The organism is Microvirga sesbaniae (assembly GCF_025460805.1).
In the GTDB taxonomy this organism is placed as follows: domain Bacteria; phylum Pseudomonadota; class Alphaproteobacteria; order Rhizobiales; family Beijerinckiaceae; genus Microvirga; species Microvirga sesbaniae.
Map to the genome: position 1 here is coordinate 17,153 of NZ_JAMXFJ010000020.1, position 25,020 is coordinate 42,172.

At 66.4% G+C, this 25,020-nt stretch carries 25 protein-coding genes; 7 read left to right on the forward strand and 18 right to left on the reverse strand.

The window, feature by feature from the left end; all coding sequences use genetic code 11:
- Window positions 1–573: 573 nt before the first annotated feature.
- Window positions 574–1,659 carry an AraC-like ligand-binding domain-containing protein gene (locus OCW50_RS22605; RefSeq protein ID WP_262299048.1) on the forward strand — a complete coding sequence of 362 codons (1,086 nt, stop codon included), beginning with the start codon at window positions 574–576 and terminating at the stop codon, window positions 1,657–1,659.
- 46 nt (window positions 1,660–1,705) lie between these two features.
- Here OCW50_RS22605 and OCW50_RS22610 read toward each other — a convergent pair whose 3' ends face one another.
- From OCW50_RS22610 to OCW50_RS22645, 8 genes are all read right to left on the reverse strand, one after another.
- Window positions 1,706–2,671, reverse strand: a complete 966-nt coding sequence (locus OCW50_RS22610; protein ID WP_262299049.1) for a 2-hydroxyacid dehydrogenase — start codon at window positions 2,669–2,671, stop codon at window positions 1,706–1,708.
- Window positions 2,672–2,694: 23 nt separating this feature from the next.
- Window positions 2,695–2,997: a TfoX/Sxy family DNA transformation protein gene (locus tag OCW50_RS22615; RefSeq protein WP_262273132.1), complete on the reverse strand. Its 303-nt coding sequence runs from the start codon at window positions 2,995–2,997 to the stop codon at window positions 2,695–2,697.
- A complete protein-coding gene (locus OCW50_RS22620) occupies window positions 2,994–3,917 on the reverse strand; it encodes a DMT family transporter (RefSeq protein WP_262299050.1) in 924 nt (307 codons plus the stop codon). The genes OCW50_RS22615 and OCW50_RS22620 overlap by 4 nt, the downstream gene beginning before the upstream one ends.
- Before the next feature lie 193 nt (window positions 3,918–4,110).
- Window positions 4,111–4,641: a MarR family winged helix-turn-helix transcriptional regulator gene (locus tag OCW50_RS22625; RefSeq protein ID WP_262273130.1), complete on the reverse strand. Its 531-nt coding sequence runs from the start codon at window positions 4,639–4,641 to the stop codon at window positions 4,111–4,113.
- A gap of 260 nt (window positions 4,642–4,901) precedes the next feature.
- Complete coding sequence (locus OCW50_RS22630; RefSeq protein WP_262273129.1) at window positions 4,902–5,747, reverse strand: ABC transporter permease; 846 nt, start codon at window positions 5,745–5,747, stop codon at window positions 4,902–4,904.
- Entirely contained in the window at window positions 5,744–6,523 is a 780-nt protein-coding gene (locus tag OCW50_RS22635; RefSeq protein WP_262299051.1) for an ABC transporter ATP-binding protein, read from the reverse strand. Before OCW50_RS22635 ends, OCW50_RS22630 begins: the two co-directional genes overlap by 4 nt.
- Before the next feature lie 36 nt (window positions 6,524–6,559).
- Window positions 6,560–7,564 carry an ABC transporter substrate-binding protein gene (locus OCW50_RS22640; RefSeq protein WP_262299052.1) on the reverse strand — a complete coding sequence of 335 codons (1,005 nt, stop codon included), beginning with the start codon at window positions 7,562–7,564 and terminating at the stop codon, window positions 6,560–6,562.
- 417 nt (window positions 7,565–7,981) lie between these two features.
- The gene (locus tag OCW50_RS22645; protein WP_262299053.1) at window positions 7,982–9,553 is read right to left on the reverse strand and encodes an OpgD/OpgG family glucan biosynthesis protein; all 1,572 of its coding nucleotides are present in this window, start codon (window positions 9,551–9,553) and stop codon (window positions 7,982–7,984) included.
- Between the two features lie 644 nt (window positions 9,554–10,197).
- Here OCW50_RS22645 and OCW50_RS22650 point away from each other — a divergent pair.
- On the forward strand, window positions 10,198–11,352 hold the full coding sequence (locus OCW50_RS22650; RefSeq protein ID WP_173946044.1) for a type III PLP-dependent enzyme: 1,155 nt from the start codon (window positions 10,198–10,200) through the stop codon (window positions 11,350–11,352).
- A gap of 185 nt (window positions 11,353–11,537) precedes the next feature.
- Window positions 11,538–12,110, forward strand: a complete 573-nt coding sequence (locus OCW50_RS22655; RefSeq protein ID WP_262273125.1) for a GNAT family N-acetyltransferase — start codon at window positions 11,538–11,540, stop codon at window positions 12,108–12,110.
- 7 nt (window positions 12,111–12,117) lie between these two features.
- Here OCW50_RS22655 and OCW50_RS22660 read toward each other — a convergent pair whose 3' ends face one another.
- Window positions 12,118–13,347, reverse strand: coding sequence for an MFS transporter (locus tag OCW50_RS22660; RefSeq protein WP_262299054.1), 1,230 nt, complete (start codon window positions 13,345–13,347; stop codon window positions 12,118–12,120).
- A 250-nt stretch (window positions 13,348–13,597) separates the two neighbouring features.
- On the opposite strand from OCW50_RS22660, the gene OCW50_RS22665 reads away from it, so the two are divergent.
- Both OCW50_RS22665 and OCW50_RS22670 read left to right on the forward strand, forming a co-directional pair.
- Window positions 13,598–15,025, forward strand: coding sequence for a homospermidine synthase (locus OCW50_RS22665; protein ID WP_262299055.1), 1,428 nt, complete (start codon window positions 13,598–13,600; stop codon window positions 15,023–15,025).
- Window positions 15,026–15,224: 199 nt separating this feature from the next.
- On the forward strand, window positions 15,225–15,563 hold the full coding sequence (locus OCW50_RS22670) for a hypothetical protein (RefSeq protein ID WP_262299056.1): 339 nt from the start codon (window positions 15,225–15,227) through the stop codon (window positions 15,561–15,563).
- Window positions 15,564–15,737: 174 nt separating this feature from the next.
- Here the strand turns inward: OCW50_RS22670 and OCW50_RS22675 are convergent, their stop codons facing one another.
- From OCW50_RS22675 to OCW50_RS22685, 3 genes are read right to left on the reverse strand one after another with little or no spacing between them, the layout of a single operon-like run.
- Window positions 15,738–16,262, reverse strand: coding sequence for a DUF2937 family protein (locus tag OCW50_RS22675; RefSeq protein WP_262299057.1), 525 nt, complete (start codon window positions 16,260–16,262; stop codon window positions 15,738–15,740).
- Between the two features lie 13 nt (window positions 16,263–16,275).
- The gene (locus OCW50_RS22680) at window positions 16,276–16,554 is read right to left on the reverse strand and encodes a hypothetical protein (protein WP_262299058.1); all 279 of its coding nucleotides are present in this window, start codon (window positions 16,552–16,554) and stop codon (window positions 16,276–16,278) included.
- An 8-nt stretch (window positions 16,555–16,562) separates the two neighbouring features.
- Window positions 16,563–17,570 (reverse strand): WD40 repeat domain-containing protein, encoded by a 1,008-nt coding sequence (locus OCW50_RS22685; RefSeq protein WP_262299059.1) that lies wholly within the window; start codon window positions 17,568–17,570, stop codon window positions 16,563–16,565.
- 176 nt (window positions 17,571–17,746) lie between these two features.
- Between OCW50_RS22685 and OCW50_RS22690 the strand changes: the two genes are divergently transcribed.
- The gene (locus tag OCW50_RS22690; protein ID WP_262299060.1) at window positions 17,747–17,992 is read left to right on the forward strand and encodes a hypothetical protein; all 246 of its coding nucleotides are present in this window, start codon (window positions 17,747–17,749) and stop codon (window positions 17,990–17,992) included.
- A 165-nt stretch (window positions 17,993–18,157) separates the two neighbouring features.
- Here OCW50_RS22690 and OCW50_RS22695 read toward each other — a convergent pair whose 3' ends face one another.
- From OCW50_RS22695 to OCW50_RS22720, 6 genes are all read right to left on the reverse strand, one after another.
- On the reverse strand, window positions 18,158–19,120 hold the full coding sequence (locus OCW50_RS22695) for a CobW family GTP-binding protein (RefSeq protein ID WP_262299061.1): 963 nt from the start codon (window positions 19,118–19,120) through the stop codon (window positions 18,158–18,160).
- A gap of 146 nt (window positions 19,121–19,266) precedes the next feature.
- Window positions 19,267–20,190, reverse strand: a complete 924-nt coding sequence (locus OCW50_RS22700; RefSeq protein WP_262299062.1) for a metal ABC transporter substrate-binding protein — start codon at window positions 20,188–20,190, stop codon at window positions 19,267–19,269.
- A 24-nt stretch (window positions 20,191–20,214) separates the two neighbouring features.
- Window positions 20,215–21,081 carry a zinc ABC transporter permease AztB gene (gene aztB, locus OCW50_RS22705; protein WP_262299063.1) on the reverse strand — a complete coding sequence of 289 codons (867 nt, stop codon included), beginning with the start codon at window positions 21,079–21,081 and terminating at the stop codon, window positions 20,215–20,217.
- A gap of 12 nt (window positions 21,082–21,093) precedes the next feature.
- Window positions 21,094–21,843, reverse strand: coding sequence for a zinc ABC transporter ATP-binding protein AztA (gene aztA, locus OCW50_RS22710; RefSeq protein WP_262299064.1), 750 nt, complete (start codon window positions 21,841–21,843; stop codon window positions 21,094–21,096).
- A 3-nt stretch (window positions 21,844–21,846) separates the two neighbouring features.
- The gene (locus tag OCW50_RS22715) at window positions 21,847–22,023 is read right to left on the reverse strand and encodes a hypothetical protein (RefSeq protein WP_262299065.1); all 177 of its coding nucleotides are present in this window, start codon (window positions 22,021–22,023) and stop codon (window positions 21,847–21,849) included.
- 210 nt (window positions 22,024–22,233) lie between these two features.
- Window positions 22,234–23,811 carry an OpgD/OpgG family glucan biosynthesis protein gene (locus tag OCW50_RS22720; protein ID WP_262299099.1) on the reverse strand — a complete coding sequence of 526 codons (1,578 nt, stop codon included), beginning with the start codon at window positions 23,809–23,811 and terminating at the stop codon, window positions 22,234–22,236.
- A 156-nt stretch (window positions 23,812–23,967) separates the two neighbouring features.
- Between OCW50_RS22720 and OCW50_RS22725 the strand changes: the two genes are divergently transcribed.
- Window positions 23,968–24,936, forward strand: a complete 969-nt coding sequence (locus tag OCW50_RS22725; protein WP_262299066.1) for a TAXI family TRAP transporter solute-binding subunit — start codon at window positions 23,968–23,970, stop codon at window positions 24,934–24,936.
- Window positions 24,937–25,020 lie beyond the last annotated feature (84 nt).

Consider the following 25,020-nt stretch of genomic DNA (forward strand, 5'->3'; position numbering starts at 1 on the left):
GGACGGACTCACGCCGACCGGAGCCGCCCGCATGGAAGGGTTCGAACGGGCGGAGGGGCTGGAGCCTCGGACATGGCCCTCCGGGTCCGTCCGAGGCTCCCTCTCTTGACCGGCACATCGGATGAGGCGGACCCGGCGGGCCACGCTCGTGACCCGCAGGGCCGCGTCAGCGAATACCGGGTCCACTTTTCACTGGCGTGGCCCTTCGGGTCGCTGACGCGGCCCTCTGGGTCCGTCCGATGCGCTAGGCCCCCGCCCAGGCTCACTCCTGAGACGGCTCTTCTCGGTCCGTATTGATTATAACGTCATCATGTTGCAGAAAGAGCATTCGAGAGATGTGCCGAAATTTCATATCGGTCGGCGCATCGTCGGAGCTCTGACAATCCGGGCGGCATCAATGGTGCGAAGGACACACGAACCGAGACGTGAACACGGTGCATCGGTCCCGATCTTGGACCCACGTGACGAGCCACAGCCTCCGCTGGAAGCGGCTTTTGGCATGGCACGGGAACATCCGGGACGAACCGGGGCCTGCCCGCACGCCCGTGCCAGGAACCTTCCAGGAGAAACTCCGTGCAGGACGGCGTGATCATGGACGGGGCGGAGAAGCACGCATCCGGGGAAGGGCCGCCATCGGACCCGCGGGACCGGATTCGCGGCCGGAAGGAGCGCAGCGGAGCCATTCTCGAGCATTCCTACCGGTCTCTCGAGCTCGATGAGATCGAGCACGTGGTCAGCTCGCAGATCACGCCCCACAAGCTTGTTCCCTTGAGCCGTGACAGGTCGGTCAACAGCACGTTCCGTTTCCATGGTGCGGAGAACCTGGCGGTCTTCGACATCCGCTACGGCTCTCAGATCGCCGTCGAGTTCGAGCACTACGAAGCCGGCGATCTCTTGGGCTTCGTGATGGCCAACGAGGGAACGGGCCGGGTTCTCCTGGACCGGGAGGAGTTCGGGATCTCGCGGAACCAAGGGGTGATGATCACCTCCGGACCCCGTGAGACCCTGCACTATTCGGAGGATTGCGAGACGCGCGTCGTGCTGATGAATCGAGGCAGAATCGCCGAGTATTGTGCGAAGCTGCTCGGGAGGGACATCGAGACACCCATCGATTTCCAGACGAACTTCTCCCTCGACAGTGCGGCGGGGCAGAGCTGGCTGCGGCTGACCCAATATGTGGCGTCCGAGCTGCAGGATCCGCATTCGATGCTGAAGCTGCTGCCCGAGGCGCAGCGACAGCTCGAACAGACCCTCCTCACGTCTCTGCTGCTGGGGCACTCCCATACCTACTCGGAGGCGCTGCTGCGGCCGCAATCGGCGGCGGCGCCCTTCTACGTGAAGCGGGCGGAGGCCTTCATCGAGGCGCATTTCGCCGAGCCCCTGTCGCTGGCCGACATCGCGGCACATGCCGGGGTGAGCGCCCGCAGCCTGCAGAACGGCTTCCAGGGCTTTCGCGGCATGACCCCGATGGCGTTCCTGCGCACCCTGCGGCTCCGGCGGGCCCAGGAAGCCCTCCTTCTGGCGGATCCAGCCCACGCCACGGTGACCGAGATCGCGCTCAGCTGCGGATTCAATCACATGGGCGAATTCGCAAGCCTCTACCGACGCACCTTCGGCGTCTCGCCGCGCCAGACCCTGTCCAAAACGATCTATCGCTGAGCCGACCCGCTGCGTTGGCGCGTTCGCATCCGGCCAGGGAAAGCCCTTACGTTCGGGGCCAGGGGGTCTCCGCCACGGGCGTCAGCGGGCCCTTCCCGTCGAACCATGAGATCAGGTTGTCGGCCACGAGCTTGCCCATCGCATTGCGGGTATGAACCGACGCGGAGGCGATGTGGGGCAGGAGCACCACGTGCTCCAGATCGATCAGGTCCTGCGGAACCCGCGGCTCGTCCTCGTAGACGTCGAGGCCCGCGCTCAGGATCGTGCCCGACCGGAGGGCTTCGATCAGGGCCTGCTCGTCCACGACGCTGCCGCGGGCGACGTTGATCAGAACGCCGTCGGATCCCAGAGCCTTGAGCACATCGGCGTTGATGAGATGCCTCGTCGAAGCGCCGCCGGGCGTGATGACGATCAGCACGTCGCACGCCTCCGCGAGCCCCGTCACGGTCGGATAGTACGGGTAGGCCACGTCGGATTGCTGCGTGCGCCCATGATAGGCGATGCTGACATCGAAGCCTTCCAGGCGACGCGCGATGGCTTTGCCGATCCGCCCCAGCCCGACGATGCCGACCTTCCTCTCACGCAAGGTTGCGGAGAGGGGAAACGACGCCTTCGGCCACTTCCCGTTGCGCAGATAGCGGTCGGCCTGCGGGATCTTTCTCAGGGTCGCGAGAAGGAGGCCGAGGGTGAGATCGGCCACCTCGTCGTCGAGGACGCCGGGCGTGTTCGTGACGACGATGTTGCGTCTGGCGGCCTCCGCCGCATCCACGTTGTCGTATCCGACGCCGAAGCTCGCGATGATTTCCGCATGCGGCAGGCGGTCGAGGAGGGTGGCGTCCACGCGGCCGAAGAGCGTGCTGGTCGCCACGCCGCGGATGCGCGGTCCGGCTTCCTTGAGAAAGGCATCCTTGTCCGCCTGCTCCCACAGTCGGTGGAGTGTGAAGGCCTTGTCCAGCGCGTCGATCACGAGCGGCATCATCGGCGCAGTCATCAGGATGTCGGTTCGGCTCATGGCGTTTCCTATGGCGATGTCGGTTAGAGAGCGCAGCGTGTGACGCCGCCCCGGCGAAGGGCCTCGTCGATGATCCTGCCCTGGTGCTGGAGGACCGCCTTTACGTCCTGGGGCAGATCGAGCCAGTGGCAATCGCGCAGGGCGGCTTCCAGGGCGTAGAGCGCATCGAGTCTCACCTGCCGGGGCAGCATGAATGTGAGCCGGCGATAGGCCTCGACCGATCCCATGGATCGAAGATCGTCCAGCGTCCGGATGCCGATGTCGTCCAGTCGGCTGAGCGTGACCGGGCCGATCCCGCGCAGATTGTCGATGGAGGCGTCGCTCATGAGGAGTGGTCCGGCTTTCGGGGCTTCACACGTTCACGGTAGAGCAAATAGAGCCCCGATGCGATGACGATGCCAGCCCCGACGAAGGTCCAAGAATCCGGCCAATCGCCGAACAGGACATAACCCAGGACCAGCATCCAGACGATCTGGCTGTAGATGAAGGGCGCAAGGATCGCGGCCGGGGCCCGGGCATGGGCCAGGACCAGCAGCCAGTGGCCGAACGCCCCGTAGAAGCCTGTCGTCGCGAGAAGGAGCCAGACGAGGGGCGAGGAAGGGGTCGACCACACCCAGGGGAGCACGGGCGTGACGAAGACGATGCCGGCGACGCTCGAATAGAGTGTCGTGGTCGCGATGGAATCGCTCGAGGCCAGGATGCGCGTGACGATGTTGTAGAAGGCATAGGCTACGGAACCCGTCAGCGAGAGAAGGGCTGCCGGATGCATGGTGCCCAGGCCCGGTCGCGTGATGACGAGGATGCCGATGAAGCCGACCCCGATGGCGGCCATGCGCTGCCAGCCGACGCGCTCCCCCAGGACCGGGCCGGCGAGAAGGGCCACCAGCAGGGGCGTCGCGAAGATGATGGATTGCGTTTCGACCAGCTGCAGGGACTTCAAGGCGAAGAAATTGCACAGGGTCGAGGCGAAGAGCAGGAACGACCGGAGGAGTTGCAGGGGAAGCCGGCGTGTCCGAAGGGCCCCGGGCCGGGTCCGGGGATTGATGACCAGGACGGTGAGAAACGCCGCCGAGATGTACCGGGCCCAGACCGTGACCATCGGGTCGACCGAGTGGTTGACCCATTTGGCCGTCGCGTCCAGGCACGAAAAGCAGAACAGCGCCGCACACATCAGGGCGATGCCGATCATGCGGTTCTGACGCTGGGCGGCAAGTGTGGGCGGGGTCGTCGTGACGGTGTCGGCCATGCCGGGGATGCTAGCGCATCGTGCGGAAAAGTGGACCCGGTTTTCCGCTCGAACGATGCGCCAGCCAAGAGTGGAGCATCGGATCGATCCCAAAAGTGGGTCCACTTTTGGGTCCGATGCTCTCGCCGCTCCGCCGTCCCGAGGCGAATGTCCGCCACGCACGGCCCTCGTGCGCGGCACACAGGGGTGATGGTCAGGCCGTCGCGGCCATCTCCGGCTCGCTGGTGGCTTCAAGACCGTCCACGTCGTCGTCGGCCTCGAACCCGGTCTGATCGGCTCCCGTGAGGCCCGCGAGGTTCTTGGCGGCCTTGCGCAGGAGCTTGCGCAGGCGCTTGCGGTCCTTCGCATCGAAGCCCTGAAGCAGCTCGGACTCGACCTCGTCCCACAGGGCGTCGATGGCGGCCGCCTTGCGCTTGCCCTCCTTGGTGAGCTTCACGCGCACCACGCGGGCGTCGCCCGGCTCGGTATGGCGCTCCACCAGCTTGAGGCTGGAGAGGCGGGAGACCGTCTTGGAGGCGGTCGGCGGACGCACCCGCAGGATGGCCGCGAGTTCGCCCATGGTCATGGGGCCGGCATTGCCGAGGGCCTGGAGAACCTGCTCCTGCCCGGCGAAGAGACCGAGTTCGGAGAGCTTGTCGCCCGTACGGCTGCGATGCAGGCGTGAAGCCTGAACCAGAGCCCACCCGACGCTTTTGACGCCCGGATGCTTGTTGTCGGTATCCATCGTCTCTCGGCCCTCGAAGCTTTTCCGAGCATAGCATGGCTCGGACTCATGACGGTACGATGACAAGCCGGCATATATTTAACAGGCTAAAGCATCGGACCCAAAAGTGGACTTGCACTTTTGGGATCCATCCGATGCTTTCTTCTTGAATGAGAGCATCGGTCAGAACGGACCCAGCGGGTCGCGCCAGCGAAAACCGGGGCCACTTTTCGCTGACGCGGCCCTCTGGGTCCGTCCGATGCTCTAAGGAATCGCACGGTTCAGATGTCCGGCGCGAGGGCGCTCTCGTGCCAGCGGCGCAGGAGGATGTGATTGAGCCAGGCGAGGATGAGAAACAGCCCGATGCCCGTCAGAGCCAGCAGCACGAGGGCCGCGAAGAGCCGCGGAATGTTGAGCCGGTATTGGCTCTCGATGATGCGGTAGGCCAGTCCCGATCCGGCCCCGGCCGATCCCGCGGCCATCTCGGCCACCACGGCGCCGATCAGCGAAAGCCCTCCGGCAATCCGCAGGCCGGCCAGGAAGGCCGGCAGAGCGGCCGGGCGGCGCAGATACCAGAGGGCTTTCAGCCGGGCTCCGAAGCGCGCCGCTGCGCTGCGCGAGGCCGGCGCACCATAGAGCTCGAACAGCTCCATGAGGTTCCGGTCGACGGATTGCAGGCCCAGCATCGTGTTCGACAGGACCGGGAAGAAGGCGACCAGCCAGGCGCAGGCCAGCACGGCCACGTCCTGCGGCATGTAGATCAGGAGCAGGGGCGCGACCGCGATGACGGGGGTGACCTGCAGGACGACGGCGAACGGATAGAGCGAATACTCGACGACCTTCGAGAGGCTCAGAAGGACCGCCAGCAGCACGCCCCCGCAGACGGCCAGCACGAGGCCGGTGATCGTCGTCTCGAGGGTCGTCAGGAGCGAGGCTGACAGCAGCGGCCAGTCGGTCACGAGGGTTCGGGCGATCAGGCTCGGCGCAGGCAGGATGTAGGGCGGGATGCCTTCGATGCGCACGACGGCTTCCCACGCCGCGATGGCGGCTGCGAAGACGACGAGCGGCAGGACGATCTTCAAAGGATCGCCTTGCCTGCGTGTGGGTCCGGGAGCCGCTGCCGTCACGGTCGCTCCTCCGGCGTCTGCTGGAGGAGGATCTGCGAGATCCGTCCGGACAACTCGGCAAAGCGCGCGCTGGTGCGGAAGTCTTTCGGGCGCTCCCCGGGCCGCTCTCCCCGGATCTCGGCGACGATGCGGCCCGGCCGCCCGGACATGATCGCGATGCGGCTCGACAGATAGGCGCTCTCGTAGACCGAGTGGGTCACGAACACGATGGTGCAGCGCAGCTCGGCCTGCAGGCGCAGCAGATCGTCGTTGAGCCGGAAGCGGGCGATCTCGTCGAGGGCCGCGAAAGGCTCGTCCATGAGAAGCAGCCTGGGCCTCAGGGACAGGGCGCGGGCGATCGACACGCGCATCCGCATGCCGCCGGAGAGCTCGCGCGGATAGGCTTTCGCGAAGTCGCTCAACCCGACGAGGGCGAGACTCTCGGCGATGCGATCGCGCGCATCGCGCCTCGACACGCCGCGCAGGCGCAAGGGAAGCCACACGTTGTCCGCCGTGCTGGACCAGGGCATCAGGGTCGGATCCTGAAACACGAAGCCGATTTCGCCGCGGTGATCGTCGCCCGTCGAGCCCGGCCAGGCGATGCTCCCTTCCGTCGGCTGCGCCAGACCCGCGATCAGGCGCAGCACCGTGGACTTGCCGCATCCCGAAGGCCCCAGCAGCGACACGAACTCGCCCGCCACGATGTCGAGGTCGAAGCCGGCGAGCGCCGTCACCCCGTTGGGGAAGACTTTCGTGACGTCTCTCAGGGACACGAGCGCGGACGGGAGCTGCGTCATGGGTGCGGGGACGCGGGACGGCGTCGCTCTCCTGTCTTATTTCTTCAGGGTCAGCCCCACGCCCTTGTTCACGAACCGGAGCGTATAGGCCTTTCGATAATCGAGATCCGGCTTGAAGAGGCCGGCCTTCACCATCTTGTCGAAGAAGTCCTTCATGCGCGCGTCGGTCATGGCGCCGATCCCGAGGGTCTGCGTGTCGCCGGAATCGACGATGCCGTATTCCTTCATCTTGGCCTGGGAGTAGCCGAGCAGCTCGTCGGTCATCTCCGGGTTGTCGCGCTTGATGAGCTCCTTGGCCTTCGTGTTGTCCCCGTAGAGGTAATGGTACCAGCCGATCGTCGAGGCATCGACGAAGCGCTGCACGAGGTCGGGGTTCTTCTCCACCGTCTCGCGGCGCGTCTCCACCGTGGTGGAGTAGGTGCTGAAGCCGTAATCCGCGAGCAGGAACACCTTGGGCCTGAAGCCCCCCGCCTTCTCGATGGTCAGCGGGTCGGACGTGACGTAGCCCTGCTGCACCGCCGCCTTGTCGGCGATGAACGGCGCCGGGTTGAACCCGAAGGGCTTCACCTGCTCGTCCTTGAATCCGTATTCCGCCTTCATCCATTGAAAGAAGGTGGCGACACCGTCCTTGGACAGGAGGATGTCGTTCGACGTCTTCAAATCGAGGAAGGTGTCGAGCCCCTGGCCCGGATGGCTGAGGAGCACCTGGGGCTCCTTCTGGAAATGGGCCGCCACCACGATGGTGGGAATGTCCTTCTCCACCGCCGAAAAGGCCTGGATCAGGCTGCCGCCCATGTAGAAATCGAGTTTGCCGACCGTCATGAGCATGCGGTTGCTGGCCCGGGGGCCGCCCGGCACGATGGTGACCTTGAGGCCGTATGTCTCATACGTCCCGTCGGCCAGGGCCTGGTAATAGCCGCCGTGCTCGCCCTGGGCGATCCAGTTGGTGCCGAAGGTCACCTCCGTCAGCGGCTGCTGGGCCCAGGCGCCCGTGCCCAGGCCGATTGCCGCCGCTCCTGCGATCCAGGCGCTCCGCCTCATCGACACTCACCTTCCGCTCCGCAGGGCAAGGCCCCTGCCATCGGGCACAGCTTCTGCGCGGTTCGGCCGGGGTTGGCAAGGTCTTCGTGATTCCGGGTGGACGGCCTGGTCATGACACGCTCCGTCGTTACCGGCTTGTGCCGGTGGTCCCGCTGCTGTGGGGCGCCGTGCCTGTCCGGCCGGAATCGTTGCGAACGGCCCCTCTCACGTCATGGCCGGCCTTGTCCCGGCCATCCCGACCGGCCATGACGTGGGGAGGGTGTCATCACCCGCTCACACCACCCGCCACGTCATCACCGGGCTTGTCCCGGTGATCCCGCTTCTGAGAGGCGCCGCGCTTCACCGTATCGGGATGGCCAGGACAAGCCCGGCCATGACGGGGAGGGTGTCAGGGAGGCCGCAGGCTGGCCCGCACGATCACTCCACGAACCAGGGATAGGTCCAGGTCTCCGTCAGGGCCCGGTTGCCGGCGCGCAGGAAGGCGCGCAGGTCCGTCGATTGTCCCGGCTCCAGCTTCACGTCGATGGCCGCCCGGAAGCCGCTCGTGTGGTCGTTGGGCATGATGAACGTGTTGGTGATCTGCCCGGCCGACGTGGAGGGCACCAGCTGCACCTGCTCGGGAGCGCCGAGATAATAGGGCAGGTTGCCGCCCGCGAAGTCGATGATGAAGCGCCGGTGCCGGGCATCGCTCGGCGCGTTCGATCCGCTCGCCCGGGGCGGGGTCTGGAAGGTGTTGATCACCTTCCCGCCCGGATGCATGGCGCCGATCGCCGATGCGGCGCGCAGCCGATAGGACAGGACGACCTCCTGGCCGGGCTCGAAGGGCCGGCTCGGCTGCCAATACGCCACGATATTGTCGTGGGTCTCGTCGGGGGTCGGAAGCTCGACCAGCTCGACCCAGCCTTCGCCCCATTGGCCGATGGGCTCGACCCAGTAGCCGGGGCGCTGGTGGTAATGGGCTTCGAGATCCTGATAGTTCTCGAACACCCGGTCGCGCTGCATCAGGCCGAAGCCGCGGGGATTGTTGTCGCTGAAGGACGAGATCGTCTTGCGGCCCGGGTTGCGCAGCGGCCGCCAGATCCACTCGCCCGCGCCCGACTGCATGAGGAGCCCGTCCGAATCGTGGATCTCGAGGCGGTAGTCGTCGGTCGGCTTGCGGTCGTTCTCGCCCTCGAAGAACATGGACGTGAGGGGCGCCACGCCCACATTGGCGAGGGTCTGGCGCGGGAACAGCGTCGCCGTGACGTCGAGGGTGGTTTCCTTCGACGGGTAGATCTCGAACCGGTAGGCGCCCGCCACGGACGGGCTGTCGAGGAGGGCGTAGACGATGGCCCGCTCGTCGTTGGGCCGGGGCATCTCGATCCAGAATTCGCGGAAATGCGGGAATTCCTCCGCCTCGCCGCCTTCCACGTTGATTGCCAGGCCCCGGGCCGAGAGGCCGTAGTTCTGGCCCGCGCCCAGGAAGCGGAAATAGCTCGCACCCAGGAAGGCGATGAGCTCGTCGAGGACCTTGGGGTCGTTCAGGGGATAGTGGAGCCGGAAGCCCGCAAAGCCCAGATTGACCGGCAGCGGCCGCTCGATCTTGTTGCGGCCGTAGTCGAACAGCTCCCGCTGATAAGGCACGGGCGTGGGCACCCCGTCGCGGATGATGTTCACGGTCACGGGGCGCTGGTAGAGGAAGCCCAGGTGGAAGAGCTGCATCCGGAACGGCCCGTTGCCGGAGCCCAGCAGGGCCTTGTCGGGCCGGAAGCGGATGTCGCGGTAATCGTCGAAGCTGAGCCGGTTGAGGGGCTCGGGCAGCTGGGTCGGAGGAGCCTCGAAGGGCACGGCGGCCAGCTCACGGGCGCGACGCACCACGTCCTCGTACCGGAAGGGATTGGGCGCTGGCACGCCGGTCTGCTGCTGCGCGGAGGCCTGGCAATGGAGGGCGGGCAGCGCGGTGGCTGCGAGCAGGCTTTGCAGGAGGATACGGCGGGACAGGTTCGTCATGGCTGCGGGGCGTTCTCGGCTGAAGGAGGAAAATGGCTGAAATTCAAGGGATTGGAATATGGGGCTGGAGCGTCTTCCGTGTACCTGTCCCGCTTAATGGAGGCTGAACGGTGATGCGGGCAAGACACAGGTCCCGGCAGGGTTAAAAAAATCTCAGGCCGGGTTCGAAAAGCTCTTGTGATCCCTGGCGAATATGCTTATTTCACCCCTGCCCAATTTCGCACGTGCCTGTGGTCGCGTGCCGGTTGGTGGGCATCCGGACAAGAGGCCGGACAGCCGCCCGAGAGCGCCCTAGCTCTCGATACCCCTAACCGGCAGCCGGAGGCGAAAACCGGCGCACCTCGTTCTCAACGGGGGACGCGACTTAAAGCAACGACGAACGGGCTTTTTTGGTCTCGTTGGCCCTCCAAAGGTCAACACCGAAGAGGCTTGTTTATCATTGCCAGGCGTGCGGATGGAGTATCCCCATCCAATCCAAGGCAGCATCGTCGGGTGAAGAGCCCATCGCCGCTTCTCGTGTCTCCATCGCACGAAGCGGGATGCCATCTTTCCCCGCTGACGCCGGACGGCAGGATGTCCTGATCGTCTGAATTTCAATCCGGAGGCTTGAAGACCTCCATTGAACCTTTGGTGGGGAGAGCGCCATGACTCAGCGCATCCGTGAATTCCTGCGCAACCGACGTGAGGATGGCCCGTGCGTGGTCGTCGACCTCGAGGTCGTGCGCGACAACTACTCCAAGTTTGCCCGTGCGCTCCCCGACACGCGCGTCTTCTACGCCGTGAAGGCCAACCCGGAGCCGCAGGTGCTCAAGCTCCTGGCCGAGCTCGGCTCGTGCTTCGACACGGCGTCCGTGGTCGAGATCCAGCTCGCGCTGGATGCCGGCGCGACGCCCGACCGCATCTCCTTCGGCAACACGATCAAGAAGGAGCGCGACGTCGTGCGCGCCCTCGAGCTCGGCGTTCGCCTCTATGCGGTCGACTGCGAGGCCGAGGTCGAGAAGATCTCCCGGGCCGCTGCGACGGCCGGCATCGACGCGTCCGAGGTGAAGGTGTTCTGCCGCATCCTGTGCGACGGCGCCGGCGCCGAGTGGCCGCTCTCCCGCAAGTTCGGCTGCGTGCCCGAGATGGCCGTGGACGTGCTGGAGCATGCCTACCGTCAGGGCCTGGAGGCTTACGGCGTGTCCTTCCACGTGGGCTCGCAGCAGCGCAACACCGAAGCCTGGGACCAGGCTCTCGGGTCCGCGTCGGCGATCTTCCGTGAATGCGCGCACCGCGGCATCCACCTGTCGATGGTCAACCTCGGCGGCGGCTTCCCGACCAAGTACCTGAAGACGGTGCCGCAGGTCGAAGCCTATGGCGAGTCGATCTTCCGGGCGCTGTCGAAGCACTTCGGCAACCGCATCCCGGAGACGATCATCGAGCCGGGCCGCGGCATGGTCGGCAATGCGGGCGTCATCGAGGCCGAGGTCGTTCTCGTCTCGAAGAAGAGCCGCGACGAGGACGAGGTGCGCTGGGTCTATCTCGACATCGGCAAGTTCGGCGGTCTCGCCGAGACGATGGACGAGTCGATCCGCTACCCGATCCGCACGGAGCACGACCAGGACCGCATGGTGCCCTGCGTGCTCGCGGGTCCGACCTGCGACTCGGCCGACGTCCTCTACGAGAAGGAGCCATACCTGCTCCCCGTCTCGCTGGAGATCGGCGACAAGGTGCTGATCGAGGGCACGGGCGCCTACACGACCACCTACTCGGCGGTCGCGTTCAACGGCTTCCCGCCGCTCAAGTCCTACGTGATCTAAAGCATTCTCCGCAAAAGCGGCTTGCCGGTTTCGCGATAAGAGAATGCGACTTTAGAAACTCACGTCCCGCCTGCCCCGAGACATGGGGCAGGCATCAACCCCACAGAGTTGTCCCGGACGGCCTGCTCGGCTCGAGCAGGTGCGAGGGCTGTCGCTCACCCCACGTGTATTGGGAGGCCACGGCCATGATCACGATCCGCGAAGAAACCTTCCGCGATGTCGAGGCGCGCGAGGCGCTGCTCGATGCCTGCTTCGGACCCGCCCGGTTCCAGAAGACCTGCGAACGCCTGCGCGAGGGCAGGATGCCGGCCGACGGCCTGTCCCTGGTCATCGACCGGGACGGCGAGATCATCGGCACGGTGCGCCTGTGGCACGTCTCGGCCGGTCCCAACCGCGCCGCCCTGATGCTCGGCCCGATCGCGATCGATCCGTCCGTGCAGAGCCTCGGCCTCGGGGCCAAACTCATGCGCGAGGCGCTGAAGCGCGCGGCCGATCTCGGTCACAAGGCGGTGCTTCTCGTGGGCGACGCGCCCTATTACGAGCGCTTCGGCTTCGCGGCCGACAGGACCGGCTCCCTCTGGCTGCCGGGCCCCTACGAGCGCGGCCGCTTCCTGGCGCTCGAACTCGAGGCCGGCGCCCTCGAGGGGGCGCGCGGTCTCGTATCCGCCACGGGAGCGCTCGAGCAGAAGCCCGATCTCGGCGCGCTGGTCGCGGCCGCCGCGCAGGGCGCGCTGGCGGGTCTCCGCCGCTCGCTCTGAGGCTGTCCTACCCGTCCGAGGGCTGCCAACGCCCAACCCTCGGATCGGGCAGGGTGAAGGTCATGCCCGCTGCAACGATCATGTAGGCGGCAAAGCCGAGAGCCACCGTGTTCACGCCCACGCCGATGTCGAACAGCGTGCCTGCCCCGACGGGGCCGATGGCCGAGGCGATCACCATGATCGCCCCTGCCAGCGCGCGGATCTTGCCGAGATGGCGCGTCCCGTAAAGCTCGGCCAAGGTGGCTGCGATCACCACATTGGTGCAGCCCGTCGTCAGGCCGATCAGGGCAAAGAAGACGAGGGGAGTGAAAGCTCCGCTCACGGTCACCAGAACGATCGACGCCGTGATCATCCCCACAAGATAGAAATGGCTGACCTTGATCGCTCCGACCCGGTCGATCAGCGTGCCGGCAGTCATTGTGACGGCCACTGAAACGAGGGCGAAAACCGTGATGCCGGTTGCCAGAAGCTCAACCGCCCAACCCTTGGTCTCGGCAATGAAACGCTGATGGAACAGATAGGCCGTCATGATGGCCGGATAGCCCATCATGGTGGGCACGAGGGCGAGAAAGCGCCGATCCTGCAGCAGTTGAAGCCAGGACGGTCCCGGTTCGCCCGCTGCGGGATGCAAGGCTCCATCCAGGCCCTCCGACGATCGGGATTTCCTGAGAAGGCCGCACAGCCAGCCGATGGCGAGGCTCGTGATCAGCACGAGTGCGGCCACGCGCCATGTCCCGGCCCAGCCCAGGGCCGCAATGAAGGCCACCGCGACGCCGGGCAGGAGCGCCTCCCCGGCTGAAAAGCCGAGGGTTGCCACGCCGACGGCTCGGCCGCGAATGCCCTCTGGAAGGCGGGCGGTGCTCATGACGCCCGCGTGGCTCATCATGCCCTGCCCGAACAGGCGCAGGAGGAAAAGGCTCAATCCAAGCATCACCGGATTGGGCGCGAAGGACAGGCTGAACGCCGCCGCCGCCAAGCCGAGCATGGCGGCGGTCGCGTAGAGGCCGACATCGATCCGGTCGATCGCGCCGCCGATCCAGATCATCAGCAGGCCCGCCGCGAGGGTGGCCACCGAATAGATCAACCCGAAGCTGCCATGCGTCAGCCCGAACGTATGGCGGATATCGGGTCCTGACAGGGAGATGAAGAAGGTCTGCCCGAAAGACGACAGCAGGGTCAGGGCAAATCCGAGGCCGATGACGCGCCCGTGGCGCATGAGGAGTTCATGGAGTTTCATCGGTCTTCAAGTGGGACATCAACAAGGAAGCCGCATCATGCAGCCCTGTTGCACGTTGTCGAGGATGAAATCAGCGTGACGGGGCCGCGGCTGTCATCCGGCCTTCGCCATCCGCAGGGAAAGTGCCCCGCGGGGCCGGGGGAGGGCTCCGGGCATTGACCCAGGGGGCTCCTCACTCCTACATGCGCCCAAACCCGCCCTCGGGCGTTTACCGTTTTCCATCTCTGCTATCGCGAAGGAGACAGCTCTGATGACCACTTGGCCCGTTCACGGTCGCATCACCGGCCCCATCGTCATGATCGGCTTTGGCTCGATCGGCCAGGGCACCCTGCCGCTCATCGAACGCCATTTCGAGTACGACAAGAGCCGCTTCGTGGTCATCGATCCGCAGGAGAAGCACAAGGAGCTCCTCGACGAGCGCGGCATCCGCTTCATCCAAAAAGCCGTCACGAAGGACAATTACCGCGAGTTGCTCACGCCGCTGCTCACCGCCGGGGGCGGACAGGGCTTCTGCGTCAACCTGTCGGTCGACACCGGCTCCGTCGACATCATGGAACTGTGCCGCTCGCTCGACTGCTTCTATATCGACACCGTCAACGAGCCCTGGGCCGGCTTCTATTTCGACAAGAGCAAGGGCCCGGAATCGCGCACGAACTTCGCCCTGCGCGAGATCACCATGGAGGCGCGCAGGCGCAATCCGGGCGGCACCACGGCGGTGTCCTGCTGCGGGGCCAATCCCGGCATGGTGTCCTGGTTCGTCAAGCAGGCCCTCGTCAACATCGCGGGCGATCTCGGGATCGCCTATGACGAGCCGAAGAGCCGCGAAGACTGGGCCGGTCTCATGCAACGCGTCGGCGTGAAGGGCATCCACATCGCCGAGCGCGACACCCAGCGGGCCAAGTCCGAGAAGCCCATGGGCACCTTCGTGAACACCTGGTCGGTGGACGGATTCGTGTCCGAGGGCCTGCAGCCGGCCGAGCTCGGCTGGGGCACGCACGAGACATGGATGCCGGAGAATGCGGGAACGCTCGGCCCCGACGCGCAGGCGATCTACCTGCTCCAGCCCGGCGCCAACACCCGCGTGCGCACCTGGTGCCCGACCCCGGGCCCGCAATATGGATTCCTGGTCACCCACAACGAGTCGATCTCGATCGCGGACTATTACACCGTGCGTGAGAACGGGAGGGCCGTGTACCGCCCGACCTGCCACTACGCCTATCACCCGTGCAACGAGGCGGTGCTCTCGCTGCACGAGATGTTCGGCAGCGCCGGCAAGTTCCAGGAGGAGCAGCACATCCTCGACGAGAACGAGATCGTGGACGGCATCGACGAACTCGGCGTCCTGCTCTACGGCCACGGCAGGAACGCCTACTGGTACGGCTCGCAGCTCTCCATCGAGGAGACGCGCCGCGTGGCGCCCTACCAGAACGCCACCGGCCTGCAGGTGACCTCCGCGGTGCTCGCCGGCATAGTCTGGGCGCTGGAGAACCCGAACGCCGGCATCGTCGAGGCCGACGAGATGGATTTCCGCCGCTGCCTGGAAGTGCAGCTGCCCTATCTCGGCCCGGTGAACGGCCATTATACCGACTGGACCCCGCTCACAGACCGACCCGGCTTCTTCCCGGAGGATATCGATTCGTCCGATCCGTGGCAGTTCCGGAACGTGCTGGTGCGCTGACCCGCTCGTCGTTCCCGGCCGTCCCATGACGGTCGGGAAGGGGACGCTCTTCCCGTCATCGCCGGCCCTGTGCCGGTGCTCTCGGTCAGAAGAGCGCGGCGATTCGAACGATCGGGATGGCCCGGCCGGGCCCGGCCGTGACGGGGTGGATGTCATGCCCGGCGGCGAGCGCCGGACATGACCCATGGAGTGAGCTGACATGCCCCATTTCGAGGAATTCTATGCCAACAAGCTCCGCGGCGGCCTCGGCGTCACCGATGCCGAGAGCGTGCTCGATCTGCGGGGCGCCTCGCGGGAGAAGGCCGCGGCCTCGATCCAGGACATGCTGGAGCGCAGCCGCTTCTCCGCGCCGAAATCGGTCGCCATCCGCCTCGACCCGCCGCCGGAAGGCGGCGGCGAGACCCTGTTCCAGCCTGTCGGCAAGGCCCTGCTCGAGGCCAAGAAGCGCGGCTGGATCGACCGGCTGCAGACCCTGCCGGGCCAGGACGGCCTGGGCTTCTACGTGGTGCTGGCCGGAAAGCCCGAGCGGGACGCTTAGCGCATCGGACGGACCCAGAGGGCCGCGTCAGCGAAAAGTGGATCCGGTTTTCACTGACGTGGCCCTTCGGGTCGCTGGCGCGGCCCGCTGGGTCCGTTCTGACCGATGCTCTCATTCAAGAAGGAAGCATCGGATGGATCCCAAAAGTGCAAGTCCACTTTTGGGTCCGATGCTTTAGGCCTGCACCGCGCTCCGTCGCGAGCGCGGCCGCCGCCACAGGCTGCGGACGAAGCCCGCCAGAAGCAGGATGCCACCCCAGACGGCGACGAAGCCGGCGGCCGTCGCCAGGATGCCCTCTTCGGTGACCGGAAGTGCCGGCTCGAAATCCCGGGAGACCGCCTCCATGACATCGCGGTCGCCGTCGCGCACCATCAGGGCGACGCGGCCAAAGGGTCCGGCCTGAACCATCGTCGACCGGTGGGCCTCGAGGCGTCTCAGGCGCTCCACGTTCGCCTGCATGGCGGCACCCTGGCGGCTGACGAAGTCGTCCGCGTTGGAGCGCAGGCGCGCGATGGCGCTCGCCTGGGTCTCGCCGCTCGCCTGGGCATCCGCGTCGAAGCGCGCGATCACCTGGCGCAATTCGTCGATCGCGCCGCCGAGGCGCTGGCGGTACTGCTGGGCGAATTCGGGGCCCTGAGAGGCGACGATGCCGCCGCACAGGCCCAATCCGAAGGCGATGATGCGCGTGATCCTGGGCAAGCTTGACCTCTTCTTACGAGTCAAGGGCCTGAAGGATATCTTGTTCCATCACCTCGTCGAGAGGCTTCCGCACCTTCAGGGCGCGGGTCTTCCGGCCGGGCTCCATCACCAGGATCACGGTCTCGATGCCCGGACAGCCGGGATCGTTGCAGGCGATCTCGTTGACCGCGAAGGCGGTCTCCGGCGAGACCCGCAGGGCCATGCGGGCCAGGTCCTTGACCCGGTCGACGGCCGGCTTGTCGGGCTTCGGCAGGCCGAAGGACCCTCTCAGGAACGCGCCGAACAGGGCCACGGGCGATCTCACGCGGGCAGGGTCAGGATGCCGGCCTGACCGTCCTCGCAGCCGAAGGCGAGGCGTTTGCCCCCCTTGTCCCAGGCCATGGCCGTGATCCCGCTGTCCTTGACGGCCGGACGCACCAGGAGCTCGGAGGCGTCGTTGAGGCGGATGAGCAGGATGCAGCCGTCCTCGTAGCCGACCGCCAGCACCAGGGTGTTGGGGTGGAAGGCCACCCGGCTGACCTTGGCCGGGCGGACGCCGCATTCCCGCGGCGCCTTGCCCATGGGGCCTTCCTTCGATTCGAACGGCCAGACGATGGCCGCCTCGGCGCCCGAGGTGGCGAGCCACTTGCCGTCGCTCGACCAGGACAGGGAGCGAGTCTTCGACGGATAGCCGCTCATGCGCATGTGGCCCTTGTCGGGGACGAGCCGCCAGCCATGGAGGGCGTTCTCCTGCATGGAGGTCACCACGAAGCGGGCGTCGGGCGACCAGGTCACGTCGAGATGGGAGCCTTTCCATTCCAGGCTCTCGGGCTTGGCTTCCACGTTCGGGAACCAGAGCGTCGCCCCGTTGTAGTGGGAGATCGCCAGCCGGTAGCCCTTGGGCGCGAAGGCGAGGCCTCGGGCCGCCGAGGGAACCTCGAGCATCTTCTCCCGCCCCTTGTCGTCGCGGGCGACGACCCGCTTGCCCGCCCCGTAGGCGAAGGCGCCGCCGGCATTGACGGCGAGGGAATCGATCCAGGCGCCCTTCGTCTCGGCCAGCGTCTTCGTGGAGCCGTCGGGGCCCGTGACGGCGACGCGGCCGTCGTCGCCACCGCTGACGAAGCGCTCCCCGTCGCTCGCCGCCACCAGCACGCCCGCATCCGGGTGAGCCTCGACCCGGTGGGTCTCGCCGTCCCGGGCCAGCAGAACGCCGCCGTCGCCGAGGCCGAAGGCGGCCGTGCCCTTCAGCCAGCCGATGGCCGTGACATGCGCGCCCGCCGCGACGGGCGTCACGCTCTGTGTCAAGGACGGTGCGGTTCCAGTACTCATCGATGCGATCCCTTCATGCGGGCTGCCCATAGCACGGATCATCCGATCGGGGGCAGGGGCATATCCACTTTCTCAACGGCGGGTGATCCCCCAATGACCCTGGGATTAGGCCTTTTGGACTTTGGCCAGATCCGGGCGCCTGCTTCACAATGCGCGACTCAAGAAGGAGTGAGTGAATGCGAGTCCTGCCACTGTCCGCCCTGGCCCTTGCCGTCATGATTGCCGCGCCGGTTCTCGCGCAGGAGCAGGGCGCGGCGCCGTCGGCCAGGGAGGCCCGGAAGGCGGCCTGTCAGCAGGAGGCCAACCTGATCTACCGCACCAGCAGCCGGGGCATCGGCATGGCCGAGGACACGCGCAGCCAGATCATCGCCGCGCGCAGGGCCCACGTGCGCGAATGCATGGCCAAGGCGGCCCCGGGCTAGAGCATCGGACCCGAAAGTGGACCCACTTTTGGGATCGATCCGATGCTCCACCCTTGGCTGGCGCATCGTTCGATGCGAAAAACCGGCACCACTTTTTCGCACGATGCTCCACTCTTGGCTGGCGCATCGCACGATGCGCTCGAGCCCGAGGCCGTTCGGCGGGATTCAGGCCGCGCAGGCCAGGAAGCCTTCCTTGATCGCCTTCTCGTTCAGGTCGCGGCCGATGAAGACCACCTTCGAGGTGTGCTTCTCGCCGGGCTTCCACTCGCCCTGGACGTCGCCGTCCAGGATCATGTGGACGCCCTGGAAGACGAAGCGCTTCGGCTCGTTCGGGAACGCCACGATGCCCTTGCAGCGCAGGATGTTCGGCCCCTCGACCTGGGTCAGGTTCGAGATCCACGGCATGAACTTCTCGGGATCCACCTCACCGTCGAGACGCACGGCGACGGATTGCATCTCCTCGTCGTGATGATGGTGGTGACCTTCCTCCAGGAAATCCGGCTCGAGCTCGATGATCCGGTCGAGATCGAAGGCCTTGCGGTCGAGCACCTCGGCGATCGGGATGGAGCAGTTCTGCGTCCGATGGAGCTTCGCATAGGGATTGATGGCGCGGATGCGCGCCTCGACCTCGTCCAGCTCTGCCTCGGACACGAGATCGATCTTGTTGAGGATGATCACGTCCGCGAAGGCGATCTGGTTCTTGGCCTCGGGCGCGTCCTTCAGGCGGTCGGAGAGCCACTTGGCGTCGGCGACCGTCACCACCGCGTCGAGGCGGGCGGCGTCGGACACGTCCTGGTCCATGAAGAAAGTCTGGGCCACGGGGGCGGGGTCGGCGAGGCCGGTCGTTTCGACGATGATGGCGTCGAACTTGCCCTTGCGCTTCATCAGCCCGTCGAGGATGCGGATCAGGTCGCCGCGCACGGTGCAGCAGATGCACCCGTTGTTCATCTCGAACACTTCCTCGTCGGCGCCGACGACGAGTTCGTTGTCGATGCCGATCTCGCCGAACTCGTTGACGATGACGGCATATTTCTTGCCGTGCTGCTCGGTCAGGATGCGGTTGAGAAGGGTGGTCTTGCCGGCGCCGAGATAGCCTGTGAGGACGGTGACGGGAATCTTGTCGGTCATCGGAGCTTCCAGAATGAGTGGGTGTCATCCCCGGCGGCCCCGGGGGGCCGGGAAGGGGATCCAGGCTCCGGACGCGATCCGAACCTGGATTCCCTTCCCTCGCCGCGCGCCGGGAATGACACCAGACGCCGCGGCGATCAGGGCTTTCAGCTCGATAAAGCCGCGCTGAAAGCCCTTATATTGTGTCTCATCATGTCAATGTAAGTGCCGGCGGGACCGCCCGGTTCGGAGAGAGCATCCGAATAGACCCGGGAGCCGATCCGGGCACCGGTCTCCTTGGCGATGCGCTCCATCAGGCGGGCGTCGGAGACGTTCTCCACGAAGACCGCGGCGATCCGCTCGCGCCTGATCTGCTGGATGATCCGGGCCACGTCCCTGGCGGAGGCCTCCGCCTCGGTCGAGACCCCCTGGGGGGCGACGAAATCGATGCCGTAGGCCGCCTCGAAATAGCGGAAGGCGTCATGGGACGTGATGATCCTGCGACGCTCGGGCGGGATCCCGGCGACAAGCCCCTTCACCTCCGCGTCCAGGTCGTCGAGCTGCTTGAGGTAGGCGGCGGCATTGGCCTCGTACGTGGCTCTGCCGGCTCCATCCGCGGCGATCAGGGCGTCACGGATGTTGGCCACGTAGATCTTCGCGTTGCCGATGCTCTGCCAGGCATGCGGGTCTGAGCCGCCATGGCCGTGATCGTGGCCATGCCCCTCGTCGTCGTCGCTCTTGAGGGGCTTTACCCCCCTGGCCGCCTCGATGGTCACGGCCCTGGTGCCGGAGGACTTCACGAGTCGGTCGATCCAGCCTTCGAACTTCAGGCCGTTGGTGAAGACGATCCCGGCCTCGGCCAGGCGCCGTCCGTCGGCCGGGGTCGGGGAATAGACATGGGCATCGCCGTTCGGACCGACGAGGGTCGTCACCGCGACGCGCTCGCCGCCGACCTTGCGCACCATGTCGCCGAGGATCGAGAAGGTCGCGACCACCTTCAGCCGGTCGGCGCCTTGCGCCAGTGACGGCGTCGAGGCGGCGAGGGCGAGGCATCCTGCCAGAAGGGAGACGGCAGCTCTTCGCGTCAGCATGGGTGTCGGTCCTTGTGAAGAGGGTCAGGCTTCCAGATGCCTGCCGGGCCAGGCGAGCCACAGCAGGCCGCCCTCGCGCCCCAGCACGAGGGAGGCGACATACACGGCACCGGCCGAGAGAATGATCGCCGGTCCTGCGGGCAGTTCCGCGTGGAACGAGAGCAGGAGCCCGCTCACGCCCGACGCGATGCCGATTGCGATGGAGACCAGCATCATCATGGTGATGTCGCTGGTCCAGAACCGGGAGGCGGCCGCGGGCAGCATCATCATGCCCACCGCCAGCAGGGTTCCGAGCGCATGGAAGCCGCCGACGAGGTTCATGACCACGAGCCCGAGGAAGATCAGATGCGTGGGCGTGCCGGCGCGGCTCACCGAGCGCAGGAAGACCGGATCGACGCATTCGAGGACGAGCGGGCGGTAGAGCACGGCGAGCGCCAGCACGGTGATGGTGGAGATGGAAGCGAGCAGCAGCAGGGTGTCGTCGTCGAGCGCCAGCACCGTTCCGAACAGGACGTGGAGCAGGTCCACGTTGGAGCCGCGCAGCGACACGATGGTGACGCCGAGCGCCAGGGACAGCAGGTAGAAGGCGGCGAGCGAGGCGTCCTCCTTCAGGGAGGTGAAGCGGGACACGAGGCCCGCCGCCACCGCCACGACGATCCCGGCGACCAATCCCCCGACCGTCATGGCCGGCAGGGAGAGGCCGGCCAGGAGATAGCCGACGGCGGCTCCCGGCAGGATCGCGTGCGCCATGGCGTCGCCGGTCAGGCTCATGCGGCGCAGCATGAGGAAGACCCCGATGGGGCCGCCGCCCAGCGCGATGGCGATCACCCCCACGAGGGCGCGCTGCATGAACTCGAATTCGGCAAACGGCGCATAGATCAGGTCGAGCATGAGAGGACGTCCTTACGCGACGGTGCGGTGGCAGACATCCGCATGCGGATCGTAGGCCTCGACCATGCGCCGCGCCTTCAGGAGATTTTCAGGCTGCAGCACCTCCGGCGTTTCGCCCCAGGCCACCGGCTCGCGGGCGATCAGCAGGGTCTGCGGGAAGGTGCGCCGGACCATGTCGAGATCGTGCAGCACGGCGACCACCGTGCGGGATTCCGTGTGCCAGCGGCGCACCAGATCGAGCAGATCCGCCGTGGTCTTGGCGTCGATGGCGGTGAACGGCTCGTCGAGCAGGATCACGGGAGCGTCCTGGAGCAGGAGGCGGGCGAAGAGCGCCCGCTGCATCTGCCCGCCGGACAGGGTCGAGATCGGGCGCCGTTCGAAGCCGGTGAGCCCCACGGCCGCCAGGGCCTCCTCGATCTTCGTCCGGTCGCGCCGCGCGATTCCGCCGAACAGGCCCGAGCGGGACCAGAGGCCCATGGCCACGAGATCGTAGACCGAGAGCGGGAAGGACCGGTCGATCTCCGCCGCCTGCGGCAGATAGGCGATGCCGGACGAGGAGTCCTTCAGGCGGATATGGCCCTCGAGGGGTTTGAGCGTGCCGACGATGCCCTTGAGCAGGGTGGACTTGCCGGCCCCGTTGGGCCCGACCACGGCGATCAGGCTGCCGGCCGGGATCTCGCCGTCGAGGTGGTGGACGGCGGGCCTGCGGCCGTAGCCGAGGGTGACTTCGTCGAAACCGATGGCGGCCGATGCTGCGGACATGCGTTACCCGATCACGCTGAAGACCAGCAGCCACAACCCGGCCAGCACGACGGACGTTCCCGTCAGGCGCTGCCCGACCGAGAGGCGCAGGAGCGAAAACGTCGGGGCGGCGGCAACAGCCCGATGCTCGTGCCCATGCTCATGCCCGTGGGCGTGGTGATGGTGGTGGCCATGCGACATGGCCTCCTAAATAGACCGGTCCGAACGCGATTTCCAGGGGCGTATAGTATTTTATACGCTGCCTTCAAAGCTATGGTTTACAAGCCCAATCCCGGGATTTGGGTTGCCGGCGATCTCGGCCCGCTCCGGCCCTCCTGTCATGGCCGGGTTCGTCCCGGCCATGACGGGGAGGTCGGATGTGCTATGGCCCCGAGCCGCCGCAGCGGAGCCTCAGAAGGTCGGGTGGTACTGGTAGAGCCAGGTCTCGCTCAAAACCTCGTTCTCGTTGCGCAGGTAGCAGCGCATCTCCACCGGCTCGGTCCCGGTGACCGACAGGTCGAACTGGGTGCGCCAGTGGCCGGGCACGTTGTTGGGCACGGCCTCGGTCAGGATGTTCGAGAACTCGCCCCGGGAGGCGCTCAGAACGGGCTTGGGGATCACCCCGCTCGGCAGCCTGGTCAGGGGCTGGCCGATGAACTCCACCATGAACTTGCGCACGCCCTTCGGGCGCGCCGTGCCGGCCTGCCCGCCATTGCCGAGACGGGTGGCGACCACCCGGGCGAGCGGCGTCGGGTAGGGCTCCTCCGCCGACCAGTGCATGCGGTAGCGCTGTTCGATGGCCTGACCGGGCCGCACCGGCTCGGACGGCACCCACATGACCACGATGTTGTCGTGGATCTCGTCGTCGGTGGGAATCTCGACGAGCTGGATGGAGCCCCGGCCCCAGGTGCCCTGCGGCTCGATCCAGAGGGACGGGCGGCGGTCGTAATAGACGCCGTCGAGGTAGTGGTCGAAGTTCCGGTCGCGCTGGAGCAGGCCGAAGCCCTTCGGGTTCTCGTCCGTGAACGCCGACGTGATGATGCGCGGCGGGTTGTTGAGGGGGCGCCAGATCCGCTCGCCGGTTCCTGTCCACATGGCGAGGCCATCCGAGTCGTGGATCTCCGGGCGCCAGTCGATGGCGGTGGTCTTCGCCTTCTCCGAGTACCAGTACATGGAGGTCAGGGGCGCGAGGCCGAGGCGGCTCACGTCCTGGCGCGTGTAGATGGCACTGTCGATGTCCATGATCACCGCCGCTGCCCGCTGCATGATGAAGCGATAGGCACCGGACACGCTCGGGCCGTCGAGGAGCGCATAGACCGTGACCGTGTTCGAGCCCGGCTGCGGCGTTTCGAAATACACATGGGTGAAATCGGGAAATTCCTCGTTCTTCCCGAAGACGGCCACGTCCACGGCGAGGCCGCGGGCCGAGAGGCCGTACTGGAACAGCTCGCCGATGGCGCGGAAATACGACGCGCCCAGGAAGGCCACCCAGTCGTTCTTCCTCCAGTCGAGCTTGCCGCTGCGCGCCTCCTGGAACCGGAAGCCCGCGAAGCCCGAATTGTCGGGCAGCTTGCGGGCGGGCGAATCCGCCGGCATGTCGAAATAGTCGCTGTCGTAGATGATCTCGCGCGCCTGCCCGCCCTCGACCACGTGCATGCGCACGGGCTTCTGGAAGAAGCGGCCCAGGTGGAAGAAGGTGACGGGGAATTCGCTGGGGCCGTTGGCCCAGAGCGCCAGGTCCGTCTTGAAGCGGATCTTGCCGTGGGCGTCGTAGTCGATCTGGTACAGAACCTCCGGGGAGGGGCTCTGCGGCGCCACATAGGGGGAGCGCGCCATGTCCTGCGCCCGCTTCTTCAGCTCCTCGAACGAGAACGGCGCAGGGGCTCCCATCTTCAGGGACTGCTGGGCCAGGGCTGCGCCTGAAAAACCTTGTGCGGCAAGGGCGGCCGTGGCGGTGGCGGTTTGGAGAAAGCGGCGGCGATTGATCATGGATGAGCGCATGTGATCTCTGGGAAGGACGCACCCCTACCGACCAAGGTGGCAGGATTAAGTCCCTCATAGCCTCTTGAGAATTCTTCGTCAGCGGGCAAAGTTACCCCACACACAGGCGTAGGAATAACTGCGCCATGAGATAGGGAGTACGCCATGTTTCGAAAAGTCATGCGCGGCGCCGTCGGCGCTGCGGCCGCTCTTGCGCTCGCCGGAGCCAGCCTGCCGGCCCAGGCTCAGGACTTCATCAATATCCTGACCGGCGGCACCTCAGGGGTGTATTACCCGCTCGGCGTCGCCCTCTCCAAGGTGTTCACGGACAAGGTCCAGGGCTCCCGCCCCTCGGTCCAGGCCACGAAGGCCTCGGTGGAAAACCTCACCCTCCTGCAGCAGGGCAAAGGCGAGATCGGCTTCACCCTCGGGGACAGCCTGGCCATGGGCTGGGCGGGTGACGAGGAGGCCGGGTTCAAGAGCAAGCTCGACAAGCTGCGCGGCATCACGGCGATCTATCCCAACTACATCCAGGTCGTGGCCACGCAGGAATCCGGCATCAAGTCGCTCGCGGACCTGAAGGGCAAGCGCCTCTCGGTCGGGGCCCCCAAATCCGGCACCGAGCTCAACGCCCGGGCGATCCTCCAGGGCGCGGGCCTGACCTACAAGGATCTCGGCAAGGTCGAGTATCTGCCCTTCGGCGAATCCGTCGAACTGATGAAGAACCGCCAGCTCGACGCCACCCTGCAATCGGCCGGCCTCGGCGTGTCGTCCATCCGCGACCTCGCCACCTCGGTGCCGATCGTCGTGGTGGAGATCCCGGCCAGCGTCGTGGACAAGGTGGGCACGCCCTACGTGAAGGCCACGATCCCGGCCAACACCTATGGGGGCCAGACCGCCCCCGTTCAGACGGCCGCCGTGGTGAACTACCTGGTCACCCATTCCGGCGTGAAGGACGAGACCGTCTACCAGATGACCAAGGCGATCTACGACAGCCTGCCGGATCTCGCCGCCGCCCACGCGGCCGCCAAGGACATCAAGCTCGAGAGCGCGCTCTCCGGCATGCCCGTCCCGATGCATCCGGGCGCGCAGCGCTACTTCGACGAGAAGGGCATCAAGAAGCAGGGCTCCTAAACCCTTCGGCCGATTTACATCTCCGCCGGGGCAGGTGAACTGCTCCGGCTTTTTTGCGCCAAGAAGAACAAACCTTGAGGATGC

What these genes read in the sequence shown, in the direction of transcription:
- OCW50_RS22610 (WP_262299049.1), bottom strand. Translation starts at nt 2,671, where the DNA reads ATGAGCCGAACCGACATCCTGATGACTGCGCCGATGATGCCGCTCGTG.
- OCW50_RS22615 (WP_262273132.1), bottom strand. Translation starts at nt 2,997, where the DNA reads ATGAGCGACGCCTCCATCGACAATCTGCGCGGGATCGGCCCGGTCACG.
- OCW50_RS22620 (WP_262299050.1), bottom strand. Translation starts at nt 3,917, where the DNA reads ATGGCCGACACCGTCACGACGACCCCGCCCACACTTGCCGCCCAGCGT.
- OCW50_RS22625 (WP_262273130.1), bottom strand. Translation starts at nt 4,641, where the DNA reads ATGGATACCGACAACAAGCATCCGGGCGTCAAAAGCGTCGGGTGGGCT.
- OCW50_RS22635 (WP_262299051.1), bottom strand. Translation starts at nt 6,523, where the DNA reads ATGACGCAGCTCCCGTCCGCGCTCGTGTCCCTGAGAGACGTCACGAAA.
- OCW50_RS22640 (WP_262299052.1), bottom strand. Translation starts at nt 7,564, where the DNA reads ATGAGGCGGAGCGCCTGGATCGCAGGAGCGGCGGCAATCGGCCTGGGC.
- OCW50_RS22645 (WP_262299053.1), bottom strand. Translation starts at nt 9,553, where the DNA reads ATGACGAACCTGTCCCGCCGTATCCTCCTGCAAAGCCTGCTCGCAGCC.
- OCW50_RS22650 (WP_173946044.1), top strand. Translation starts at nt 10,198, where the DNA reads ATGACTCAGCGCATCCGTGAATTCCTGCGCAACCGACGTGAGGATGGC.
- OCW50_RS22655 (WP_262273125.1), top strand. Translation starts at nt 11,538, where the DNA reads ATGATCACGATCCGCGAAGAAACCTTCCGCGATGTCGAGGCGCGCGAG.
- OCW50_RS22660 (WP_262299054.1), bottom strand. Translation starts at nt 13,347, where the DNA reads ATGAAACTCCATGAACTCCTCATGCGCCACGGGCGCGTCATCGGCCTC.
- OCW50_RS22665 (WP_262299055.1), top strand. Translation starts at nt 13,598, where the DNA reads ATGACCACTTGGCCCGTTCACGGTCGCATCACCGGCCCCATCGTCATG.
- OCW50_RS22670 (WP_262299056.1), top strand. Translation starts at nt 15,225, where the DNA reads ATGCCCCATTTCGAGGAATTCTATGCCAACAAGCTCCGCGGCGGCCTC.
- OCW50_RS22685 (WP_262299059.1), bottom strand. Translation starts at nt 17,570, where the DNA reads ATGAGTACTGGAACCGCACCGTCCTTGACACAGAGCGTGACGCCCGTC.
- OCW50_RS22690 (WP_262299060.1), top strand. Translation starts at nt 17,747, where the DNA reads ATGCGAGTCCTGCCACTGTCCGCCCTGGCCCTTGCCGTCATGATTGCC.
- OCW50_RS22695 (WP_262299061.1), bottom strand. Translation starts at nt 19,120, where the DNA reads ATGACCGACAAGATTCCCGTCACCGTCCTCACAGGCTATCTCGGCGCC.
- OCW50_RS22700 (WP_262299062.1), bottom strand. Translation starts at nt 20,190, where the DNA reads ATGCTGACGCGAAGAGCTGCCGTCTCCCTTCTGGCAGGATGCCTCGCC.
- aztB (WP_262299063.1), bottom strand. Translation starts at nt 21,081, where the DNA reads ATGCTCGACCTGATCTATGCGCCGTTTGCCGAATTCGAGTTCATGCAG.
- aztA (WP_262299064.1), bottom strand. Translation starts at nt 21,843, where the DNA reads ATGTCCGCAGCATCGGCCGCCATCGGTTTCGACGAAGTCACCCTCGGC.
- OCW50_RS22715 (WP_262299065.1), bottom strand. Translation starts at nt 22,023, where the DNA reads ATGTCGCATGGCCACCACCATCACCACGCCCACGGGCATGAGCATGGG.
- OCW50_RS22720 (WP_262299099.1), bottom strand. Translation starts at nt 23,811, where the DNA reads ATGATCAATCGCCGCCGCTTTCTCCAAACCGCCACCGCCACGGCCGCC.
- OCW50_RS22725 (WP_262299066.1), top strand. Translation starts at nt 23,968, where the DNA reads ATGTTTCGAAAAGTCATGCGCGGCGCCGTCGGCGCTGCGGCCGCTCTT.